The sequence below is a fragment of the Diplocloster hominis genome, from assembly GCF_032380655.1.
GTDB lineage: Bacteria > Bacillota > Clostridia > Lachnospirales > Lachnospiraceae > Diplocloster > Diplocloster hominis.
Window position 1 is genome coordinate 1 of the sequence record NZ_JAWDIY010000067.1, and the last position, 10,833, is coordinate 10,833.

The following is a 10,833-nucleotide window of genomic DNA, read 5'->3' on the forward strand; positions in this document are numbered from 1 at the left end:
GAGTTAGCCATTCTTAGGTCCGGCCGAAGTGATTTGGCCCCACGGGATTCGCCGCCCGGTTCCAAAGGCCGGACCGCCTCCCTCCCTTCCCGGACCTTCGTCCACAAAATCCCCATTTAAATGAATGGGCGCACGGTATGAGTCCGGCAAAGGCCTGGGATAATAAGGGGGATATTGTAATTGGCAATGATGTGTGGATCGGCTATGAGGCCGTGATCCTGGCAGGTGTTACCATAGGGGACGGCGCTATTATCGGTACCCGCGCTGTCGTCACGAAGGATGTCCCTCCCTATACAATCGTGGGAGGTGTTCCGGCAAAACCGATCCGGCAGCGTTTTTCACCGGAAGTCATTGACCGGCTGCTCGCTTTAAGATGGTGGGACTGGCCTGTTGAGAAAATATCGGATCGTATCAGGTCTATCCAGGCCGGCGATTTGGATGCTCTGGATGAATAAGACAGGGCTGCGATAACGATTCGGCCAAACCGGCCGGGCTGTTATGGATGAGTGCTTGTATTCACTGCATTCGCATGTCCATAACAGTCCGGCCGGATTTTTATGTCTGACCTACATTTGCAGGTACAGATACCGCTTATAGAATCCTGCCACTATGATTCCAACGTAAGCCAGGGCAATATAAATCCACGGCTCCAGCTTTCTTATTTTTATTTCCCATGATTTGTTTGGTATGATTCGAAAACTTAGACAGAACTGTTTCAGCAGTTTGCCGGCCAGTCTGCAGGCCCCGTATCCGATCAGGGTCCCCAGCGAATTCAAAAGTACATCATCCACATCCGAACCGCGGATTAAAAACAGCTGCGTACATTCGATCAGCACCGACAGGCCTGCTCCTACAGCCAGGGTCTTCCACCATTTTGCATACTTTTCCCACAGTAACGGCAGTAAGAAGCCCAGCGGGCAGAATAACAATACATTGCCGATCACATTGATCAGGGCGAACCTGATCCCTTCCCAACCGTCCGCTGTCCAAAAGAGATCCAGGATTCCCCAAAACGGTATCACATTTATTTCCTCTATTCGAATATCCGTATGGAATCCGCTGAGCGGGGAGATTCCTGTTATTTTGAATACCACATATACACATAACAGGAAACAGACACTTCCCATTCCGTGTAAAATCAATGTCCTTTTTCTATCTTGCCGCATTTTCTGTACCTCCCTCTTCCCTGCGGATTTCCAATCGCTGCTCTTTTATCATACATGAATGAATTTAGGATATCTTTAATGATATCTGAAGATTCCATTAAGTTTGCGCAGATATTCATTATAAGCTGAGATCCCGTTTTGAGATCCCGTTAAAAATGAAAAGGACCTGAAAGGATTCGGCCGGTTATACAATAACCGCACAACTCCTTCAGGTCCGTATTCGCTTTTCTGTCTTACTGAAGCATCGCCAGCCGCTCATCAATAATAGAGGCCCAGACTTCCTTATTCTTAGAGCCCACTACCGCTTCCCCTACCTGATTCCCGTCCTTATCGAAGAAATAGGTGGTAGGTACACCCACGATATCCATCAGGCCTGCCTGCAGAAGATCCGCGGAGGGAATCAGGTGCAGATAATTGGCTCCGGTTTTTTCCGCTATTTCTTTCGCCAGATCCACCTGTTCCTGATATATACTCATATCCTGGTTCAAAGTGTCAAAAGCCACTCCTATAATCTGCACGTTCTTATCTTTATACTCGGCTGACAGTTCGCCCAGCTCCGGCATTTCCCGGATACAGGGGTCACAGAAGGTCGCCCAGACATTCATCATGGTCAGGTCCGCATCGGCGAATATATCCTGAGTTACTTCATTTCCATCCAGATCAGTGGTGGTGAAATTCTGAAAGCTGGCTGTCTGCGTGTTATCTTCAGATTCTTTGGCCGCATCTGCGGCTCCGGGGGTTACCTCTGCTTGTGATCCTTCCTCCGGTTCTTTTGTCTGCTGGTCTTGTGCGGGACTTGCCGCTGGTTCCTGTGTGCTGGCAGCAGAGGGCGTTTTGCTGCCTTCCGTCTCATTTGTACTTCCACATGCAGTCAGTGACAATGCCAGAATGAGACCTATGGTTGCCATAATTATTCTTTTCTTCATTTACTCTTCCTTTCCACAGGAACCTGATCCGTTCCTGTCAGCCTGAGGCTTTCTGTTTTTTTCTCTTTTGTAATTCCTCGTCGATGATCGCTATGGTGATTTTTTTCAGGGATTCCATACAATTCTGATTCAATGTCTGGTAAATGTCATCCATCACTCCCGCCATACCGGACGCGATCATGCACTCCACATCCGGATCCCCGGACCGATAAGAAGAATCTACCGCCTTGATCTCAAGGGCTTCGCAGATATCCGCCAGATTTACCCTGTTCGGATCCTGCGCAAAATAGTATCCGCCGTCGATGCCTTCCTTGGTAAGCACCAGATTTCTTTTCTTAAGCTTTGCCAGAACTTTACGCACTCTTGCAGGATTTGTGCATACATTTTTAGCCAGTACCTCGCTGGATACCGTCTCTTTCATGTGATTTAAAAAAACAAGTGAATGCACTGCCACCGCAAATTCTCCCGTCATATCAATTCCTCCTAGTTTTCACTGACTGTATCATAGGGCCAGTCCACGATTCCACCAATATCATAAACCGCCGTGTAGCCAATGTCCACTAATTTTTCTGCAGATGCTTTACTTCTCACTCCGGTTCTGCAGTAAACCAGAATGGGCTGATCCAGATCCGGCAGCTGTTCCGGCTGCTCATCCGTGATGGTATCTAACGGAATCAAGACCGCGTTCCCGATGTGCTTTTCATCGTATTCATCCTGCCTTCTGACATCCACAACCACCAGATCATCCTGGGTATCCATCATCTCTTTTGCCTCTTCCGGCGTTATTTTCTGATAGCCGGCCTTTTCAGGGCTTTCCTGGCTCTCCGCCTGTTTTGCACAGCCATATAAGTAGAATGCCGACAGAAGCATCACACCTATCATCCATATTTTTTTCTTCATCTTCGGTCCTCCGCGCCCTTCCCGTTTTGTAACTGTAATTATAACAGTTACAATGTAAATTGTCAAGTATCCTCACCTATTTTTAATCTTCCAGTTTCTATTATGAGAGGGGACTGGCACCTTTCGGCAGTAAAACCAGACCTTCCGGCAACTGCGCAGAGAAAGGGGCCTGTCCCCGGATATTGACCGGAATGGACATGTCCCCTTTTGACTACCGCCTGTATCTTCTGCGTTTTTTCCTCCGGCGCTTCTCTCTTAAAATGCGCACCCGGATAACCGCCGCCGCAAACAGAGCCGCCGCTATTCCCAGTATCACTCCGATCACAATAAAAAATGTGCGCAGCGGGTGAGATTCTTTCTCCTCCCGTGTTCCTTTTTTATCGGAACCGTTATTTGCGGTTTCATGGGCAGCGTTTTCTCCTGCTGCCTGATTCCCCCCGCTTACGGCAGCGTTAACCGGAAAAATATGTTTTTCTTCCGTCACATCCACCACGACGTCTGCCGAGCCCACAGGGTAGCCCCCATAGTAATATTTTACCGTTCCCGCGTCCTCCCCGTTGCCGGACATCTGGAATTCTGAGGTGGTGTCCGCAAAATCAGCGGATTTGGGCAGCACCACATAGCCGGAAGGGTCCAGCTTCAGGAACGGCGCCGCATCCATGAATTGATCCGGCAAAAGACCGGATTCCTGTCCGGCGAGATACCGGGTGTCCTTCTCAGCCGCATCGACCCTTTGAAACTGATCAAAGCCATAGTCCAGCAGAGCTTTTGTATCCAAAAACTGGTTCGGGCTGGTCTCATTTAAGGTGACACAAATCAGCTCGATTCCATTACGCTTGGCAAACGTAACCAGAGTCTGGTTGGCCCGCAGCGTATATCCGGTCTTTCCGCCAATGCAGCCGGGATATTCATAATCTCCGCCCGGCAGCATCTTGTGATGATTTTTCATATACCTGGGTTCCCCGCAATACGCATCCGGTTCAATGGTATACCGGACCGTGCGCACAATCTTGCGGAACTCTTCATTTTTCAGCGCTTCCCTGGATATCAGCGCCATATCGTAAGCGGTCGTATAATGATCATCGTTGTGCAGCCCGTTGGCATTGACAAAATGGGTGTCCAGGCATCCCAGTTCCCGGGCTCTTTGATTCATCATCTCCGCAAAGGAAGGCAGATCACCCGCCACGTGCTCCGCGATGCCGTATGCCGCTTCATTTCCTGAATTTAACATCATGCCGTACATGGTCTTTTCCATGGAGAGCTGATCTCCCTCATCGATATCACCGATAATCGAGCAGCCCGGATCAATGTCATATACGGAATTGTGGGAGAAAGTGATCATCTCATCCATGGAACAGTTCTCCAAAGCCAGAAGAGCCGTCATAATCTTCGTAATGCTGGCCGGATAATGCCGCTCATAACTGTTCTTCTCGTACAGAACCGTTCCGGTACCCGCTTCCATGAGGATCGCAGCATCTCCCATGATCTGCGGAGCCTCCGGCCAGTCGTCGGGAATTCCCGCCCCCTCCTCTGCCAGGGCCAGCCCCGCGCTATTTAATAAAATGCCAAACGCCAGAATCCCTGACATCAGCACTTTGCATGTTTTATGTATCATAATATTCCTTTCCCTGATGATACCTAACAGCAGCCCCTCATCTATCCCCGCTTTCCCACTGTCTTTCTCTATCTATGTATATTTACACACTTCTTATCTTTTGAAATATATTGACAGCATTTTATCTATCGCATTTTATTTATTGCATTTTATCTGTCTCATTTCTCTTTCGCTATTTTAATGCTTCTCAGCAGACTTATTCTGCCTGCTGAACTTTAGACAAATTTTATTATATTACAAATCCTTCCAGTCAACAAGGGAAAGTGATCTTAAAATATCTTCAGAAACTGACAATTTCTGCCAGTCCCTTCTATATTAAAAACTTTTTAAATACTTAACCGCTGCAAAGCGGCACCCTCTGCCATATCTTTAATCAGAGGGCACAGGCTTTGCCGGTCACCGGATCTTACTGCTGCCGGTCAGAGGGCCCCGAAACCGCCGGTTATGGGGTCCTGAAAAAGCTGGATCGCCGGCGGAGCATACGTAAATATGATAAAAGCCAGCAGCCAGGCGAGCAAGACCGCCAAACTCAGTGTCACATATCCCTCATGTTCCCTCTCATCCCGGAAAAGGTTCCAGCTGAAACGGCAGGCTGTGATGACGCCGGCCAGAAACGTCAGGATATCCAGTATCAGATAATTGGTGCCCAATATTCCCGTGTAAGTATAAAACAATACCAGAATCGTACCGATTCCCGCGCTGGCTCCCACTGCTTTTCCGAACCAGTACCTGGGATAATTTTTTCCGACCCGGAAGTACTCAAAAACAGCATAAACCAAAAAGGGCAGATAGAGCATTTTCAAATGTTCCCAGGTCGATTCATTCACAGGCGCGACCGCGGCCACGATCACTGAATTACCGCTCCATTGATAGACGAAATGCAGCAGAGTCCCCACTGCCGCCACAAACAGGAATCCGCATACTTCATAAATAACCGCTGTTCTTCTCAGCACACTGCCGCCTCCTTTCCTTTCCTATACTCACAATACACCGTGCTTCTATACCGGCGGCCTGCCTGCCGGATACAACTACAGTTTCTCCCCATTGCTCTCAATCACCTGCCGGTACCAGTTGAACGAACGCTTCCGGGATCTCTTAAGAGAACCGTTCCCTTCATTATCTTTATCCACGTAGATAAATCCATACCGCTTCTTCATCTCACCTGTGCCGAATGAAATGACATCGATACATCCCCAGGCTGTGTATCCCATGACATCTACTCCGTCCAGCTCCACGGCTTTTTTCATCTCCTGGATATGGGCTTTGAGATACTGAATCCGGTAGTCATCCTGAATAAATCCATCCTCGTCCGGCACATCTTCCGCGCCAAAGCCGTTCTCCACAATGAACAGTGGTTTCTGATACCGCTCATAGAGAATATTCAGCGCATAGCGAAGCCCCACGGGATCGATCTGCCACCCCCATTCGGATGCCTTCACGTACGGATTTCTCACACTTCCGGCAAATCCGCTGTCCGTCTCGTCCGGCAGCTGTTCACCTGCTTTCACCGCCGCGGACATATAGTAGCTGAAACCAATGTAATCCACGGTTCCCTGCTTCAGAATCTCTTCGTCCCCCGGCTCTATCCGGATCTGATATCCTTTCTGTTCCCACATTTTCTTCAAATATTCCGGGTAGTATCCCCTTACGAATACATCCCCGAACGCAAACCTCTCGTGCATCACTTCCACCGAACGCATCATATCCGCCGGATTACAAGAATAGGGATAAACCGGAACAACGGCCAACATGCAGCCGATCTGAAAATCCGGATTTATCTCATGGCCAAGCTTTACCACTTCCGCGCTGGCCACCAGTTCATGATGAACCGCCTGCCACATCGTCTGTCTTTTATTTTCATCCTCCCGGTAGAGTACGCCGGAACAGGTAAATCCAAAGACCGGAGTTTCCACTGCGGTCTGATTGTTGATCTCATTGAAGGTCATCCAGTATTTTACTTTATCCTTATAACGCCGCATGACAGTTTCACTGAATTTTACAAAACACCCGATCAGCTTCCGGCTTCGGAAACCTCCGTATTTCTTTGCCAGATGGTACGGCATTTCAAAGTGGCTCAGGGTGACCACCGGCTCGATTCCCTTTTTGCGCAGTTCATCAAAAAGCTCGTCATAAAACTGCAGCCCGGCTTCATTGGGTCTGTCCTCTTCCCCCGTCGGATAGATTCTCGTCCAGGCGATGGAGGTCCGGAAGCAGCGGAATCCCATCTCAGCGAACAAGGCGATATCCTCACGGAAATGATGATAAAAATCAATTCCATCATGGTTAGGATAATATTCTGTATCCAGAACTCCGTCGGTGATCCGTCTGGGGACTTTGTGAGCCCCCGCTGTCATCACATCCGCGATACTGACCCCCTTGCCGTCCTCCTGCCAGGCGCCTTCCAGCTGATGGGCCGCCACAGCGCCGCCCCACAAAAAATTCTCCGGCAGACTCATATCCGTTCTTCCTCCCTATTCCGATACCAGCCGATCCACTCCTCTGCCATCATTTTCGTCATCTCCGCGCTCATCATCTGATCCTCCGCGTGGATCAGCACAAGACCTACCGGAACAGGTTCCCCGGAGCATTCCCTTCTGATCAGCTCTGCATGCACGTGATGCCCCTGCGCGAAGCTTTTATCTCCCTCTTCCATCCGCAGACCGGCCTGCTCAAAGTTATTCTGTTTGGCTTCCTGGATCGCTTCCATATAACAGGATTTGGCATCCCCCGCAAAGGATATGATCTGAAAGCAGATGGTTTCCATTTCTTCGTTCACTTATATCGTCTCCTTCATCAGTTTCCTAGCCGCCTTTAGTACATTATCCCCCTTCACCATACCATAATCCATCGGGGATATGGCGTCCACCGGGATATCCGGGTATGCTTTTTGTACCTTGGATAACTGAAAACGCACCTGCGGTCCCAGCAATATCACATCTGCCCCGGCTGCCGCGTTCAGATCTGAAACCGGACAGGCTTCAATGGTACAAGCGTAATCCTGCGCCTCGGCTGCTTCTCTCATTTTACTGACCAGCATACTGGTCGACATACCCGCATTGCACATTAATATAATCCTTTTCATCGTATATTCTCCATTTCTTCTGCTATTTCTATGATTACCAATCATTATCTATTCCTGTTCCTTTGCCGCCCGCTCGGACTCCAGATACTGAGCATCCTGCTTTCTCATAAATGGTAAATAAACAATCACCGAAAGGATCAGGATGATCAGCTGCACCAGCGCCCCCCTCCAGCCGTTCAAAATAAATCCGGAAATCACCGGCGGCGTAGTCCAGGGCACCTGCACGGCGTTAAACGGATGCAAAAAGCCGATCGCCGTAGCACCATAGGTGATCAAAAGAGCTGCCAGCGGTACTGCCAGAAAGGGAATCAGCATGATCGGGTTAAATACGATCGGCAGCCCGAAAATCACCGGTTCATTGATATTGAAAAACCCGGGAATAACGGAAAGCTTGGAGATCTCCCGCATCTGTCCGGATCTGGCTGTCAGTAACGCAGCCAGCAATAGTCCCAGCGTGATCCCGGTGCCTCCGAATTTTACAAAATTATCAATCACCTGCGGCGTCATGATCTTAGCCCCGTTCTCCACCGCCAGGGCTGTCCCGGAATCCACCAACGCCTGATTAGCCAGGGCGTTGGCTGTCAGGATCGGCGCCATGACACCCATCACGATATTCGGTCCATGCAGGCCTGCCCAGAACAGAAGAGAGATCAGCAGCACAATCACGATTCCTCCCGCAAGAGTATCACTCAGATTCTGCATCGGTACCTGGAAGATTTCAAAGATCAGCTCGGTTAATGACAGCCCCGCCAATGCCATACAAATCTGATAAACGATCATGGACAGCAGGATGATCACAAAGCCCGGGATCAGCGTGGTAAACGCATTGGCCACCCCTTCCGGTACTCCGGCCGGCATCTTAATGGTAATTTTCCTCTTCACAAAAAAGCAGAAGATCTTGCTGGCCAGCAGCCCCACAAGAATCGCCGCAATCACTCCATTTCCGCCGGTCCAGCCCCGGGGAATCACACTGCCTACTACCTCGCCGCCCTCGCTCACGACAGATGACGCAGAGACGATCAAAAAGGAAACCAAAGATAAGATACCGCTGGATATCCCGTCACATCCCTCATTTTTTGCGTAGGCATAACCGATCCCGATGGCTATAATAATCGCCAGTATATCAAACGTACAGGCCGATACCTGATTCAGCCCCACATTCCACTGCGTCCCAAAGGTCCTCTCCATGAATCCCGCATAGTTGGAAAACGGCAGGTTGGCGATTAACAAAAACAGGGACCCGATCAGGGTGATCGGCATGGTCAAAACAAATCCATCCTTCAAAGCCGTTATCGATTTTGTACTGGCTGCCTGCATAAATTTGTCCAGCAGCTTATCAAAAAAATCCTTCATAATGTCCTCCTATCTGATGTCCTTCCCCTCAATCACGATCTGCTGCAATTGATTGAAGATTACTAAATTCCGGCTTAGTTTCTGTTCCTTTCCATTGTTTTATACATTGTCCGTTATGTTTGTTTTCATGATAAAGAGTTTCGCTTGCGAAACTTTCCGCCTACGGCGGGCCGAGTAAGCGGCATCTTCCTTTCCGCCGTAGTACGATCCCCGCGGAGCGTTTTATTTCATAGGAGCACTTTCCTCTGAAATCAAAAAAGAGCCGGAACGCTCCAGCTCTTTCTAACTGATATCCGATTAAGTTTACCGATAGGACCGGCGGTATATTTCCGCTGCCGCCTCTACACTCACGACTGCGGGATCACCCTCAAAGAGTCCGCCCATCGTTTCTTTTGCGTTGGCTGCCATTTGCGGCAGCTCATCCGCCGTAATACCATAGTCGCTCATCTTCAGCTGATCCACACCGCAGGCTTTCTGCAGGTCTGTCAGCGCTTTGACAAAATCCATTGGCTCTTTGGCGTCTTGGAACCCCAGAGCCTTCGCCATAGCGACCAGCCTCTCATCACATGACTTTGATTCTGCCATGAATGTGTAATATTCCCTGCTGATCATGATCAGTCCCGCTCCATGAGGCAGCTGGTGATGATAAGCACTCATGGCATGTTCCATGGAATGTTCAGAGATACAGCCGGAAGTGGATTCCACCATACCAGCCAGTGTATTGGCCAGCGCCACATCCGCTCTGGCATCCGGATCACTGCCGTTTTCGACTGCTTTGGCCAGGCTTTTGCCGATTAGTTCTATGGCTCTTAACGCGAACAGATCACTGACCTCATTGGCGGCTTTGCTAATATAACCTTCCGTGCTGTGGAACAGCGCGTCAAACCCCTGATACGCCGTCAGATGCGGGGGGATCGACATCATCAGTTCCGGATCGACCACAGCCAGAGCCGGAAAAGTGCCGTCACAGCCGAATCCGATCTTCTCCTGTCCATTCGTCACCACGGCAAAAGGGTCTGCTTCTGTCCCAGTGCCGGCCGTTGTCGTGATCGCCACGATCGGCAGAGGCTTCCCTAACAATTCTTTCCCTTTCCCGCTGCCGCCGGATATATAATCCCAGTAATCCCCGTCATTCGCAGCCATTACAGCGACCGCCTTCGCGGAATCGATGCTGCTTCCTCCTCCCAGGCCGATGACAAAATCACAGCCGTTTTCCCTGGCCAGAGCAGCCCCTTCCATCACATGTTCCTTAATAGGATTCGGAAGGATTTTATCAAACAGCACATGGGATACCCCAGCCAGCTCAAGCTGTTCCTCCAGCCGGCTCAAATATCCGTATTTCTTCACTGAATTTCCGGCGGAAGTTACGATAAGCGCCTTTTTCCCCGGCAGCTGCTGCTTATGCAGATTGGACAGCTCCCCCTTTCCAAACAGAATTCTGGTGGGAATAAAATATTGAAACTGCATTTAGACCACTCCTTTGATTTATGATTGGGAAATGTTTTACCTTTGCAGAATGCGGCAACCATTTCTCACCTAATCTGAGTATAAAACTTAAAGTTAACTGAAAGTCAAGCTTTTTTTACTTCCTTTTTGATGTAATTTATATTTGGCAAAGCCAACTGGGAGGGGACTGGCACCTTTCGGTAGTAACGCCCAAATCTTCCAGCAACTGCGTGGAGAAAGGGGCCTGTCCCCATAGGCGCGAACTTAAGAAATTAAACCGGGAAGAATAACCATATGGAATTCGTGATTTTGATTGATTCTATGTCGGTTTCGCATAGACAAAAA

The 10,833-nt window shown here is 49.4% G+C and carries 11 protein-coding genes and 1 pseudogene; 1 reads left to right on the forward strand and 11 read right to left on the reverse strand.

What is annotated here, in order from left to right; genetic code table 11:
- Window positions 1–167: 167 nt before the first annotated feature.
- Window positions 168–455, forward strand: a pseudogene (locus ABC831_RS25980) (CatB-related O-acetyltransferase); the annotation flags it as partial.
- Window positions 456–566: 111 nt separating this feature from the next.
- Here ABC831_RS25980 and ABC831_RS25985 read toward each other — a convergent pair.
- The 11 genes from ABC831_RS25985 to ABC831_RS26035 form a co-directional block, all read right to left on the reverse strand.
- Window positions 567–1,166: a VanZ family protein gene (locus ABC831_RS25985; RefSeq protein WP_343250985.1), complete on the reverse strand. Its 600-nt coding sequence runs from the start codon at window positions 1,164–1,166 to the stop codon at window positions 567–569.
- Between the two features lie 233 nt (window positions 1,167–1,399).
- The gene (locus ABC831_RS25990) at window positions 1,400–2,092 is read right to left on the reverse strand and encodes a TlpA family protein disulfide reductase (protein WP_343250986.1); all 693 of its coding nucleotides are present in this window, start codon (window positions 2,090–2,092) and stop codon (window positions 1,400–1,402) included.
- A 37-nt stretch (window positions 2,093–2,129) separates the two neighbouring features.
- Entirely contained in the window at window positions 2,130–2,564 is a 435-nt protein-coding gene (locus ABC831_RS25995) for an RrF2 family transcriptional regulator (protein WP_343250987.1), read from the reverse strand.
- An 11-nt stretch (window positions 2,565–2,575) separates the two neighbouring features.
- Window positions 2,576–2,992, reverse strand: coding sequence for a rhodanese-like domain-containing protein (locus ABC831_RS26000; RefSeq protein ID WP_343250988.1), 417 nt, complete (start codon window positions 2,990–2,992; stop codon window positions 2,576–2,578).
- Between the two features lie 211 nt (window positions 2,993–3,203).
- Window positions 3,204–4,607: a D-alanyl-D-alanine carboxypeptidase family protein gene (locus tag ABC831_RS26005; RefSeq protein ID WP_343250989.1), complete on the reverse strand. Its 1,404-nt coding sequence runs from the start codon at window positions 4,605–4,607 to the stop codon at window positions 3,204–3,206.
- A 419-nt stretch (window positions 4,608–5,026) separates the two neighbouring features.
- Window positions 5,027–5,560 carry a DUF6512 family protein gene (locus tag ABC831_RS26010; RefSeq protein ID WP_343250990.1) on the reverse strand — a complete coding sequence of 178 codons (534 nt, stop codon included), beginning with the start codon at window positions 5,558–5,560 and terminating at the stop codon, window positions 5,027–5,029.
- Between the two features lie 75 nt (window positions 5,561–5,635).
- Entirely contained in the window at window positions 5,636–7,063 is a 1,428-nt protein-coding gene (locus ABC831_RS26015) for a 6-phospho-beta-glucosidase (protein WP_343250991.1), read from the reverse strand.
- Entirely contained in the window at window positions 7,060–7,383 is a 324-nt protein-coding gene (locus ABC831_RS26020; RefSeq protein ID WP_343250992.1) for a PTS sugar transporter subunit IIA, read from the reverse strand. Before ABC831_RS26020 ends, ABC831_RS26015 begins: the two co-directional genes overlap by 4 nt.
- Window positions 7,384–7,689: a PTS sugar transporter subunit IIB gene (locus ABC831_RS26025; RefSeq protein ID WP_343250993.1), complete on the reverse strand. Its 306-nt coding sequence runs from the start codon at window positions 7,687–7,689 to the stop codon at window positions 7,384–7,386. It lies immediately after the preceding gene.
- 48 nt (window positions 7,690–7,737) lie between these two features.
- Complete coding sequence (locus tag ABC831_RS26030) at window positions 7,738–9,042, reverse strand: PTS sugar transporter subunit IIC (RefSeq protein ID WP_343250994.1); 1,305 nt, start codon at window positions 9,040–9,042, stop codon at window positions 7,738–7,740.
- A gap of 303 nt (window positions 9,043–9,345) precedes the next feature.
- Entirely contained in the window at window positions 9,346–10,509 is a 1,164-nt protein-coding gene (locus ABC831_RS26035; RefSeq protein WP_343250995.1) for an iron-containing alcohol dehydrogenase, read from the reverse strand.
- Window positions 10,510–10,833 lie beyond the last annotated feature (324 nt).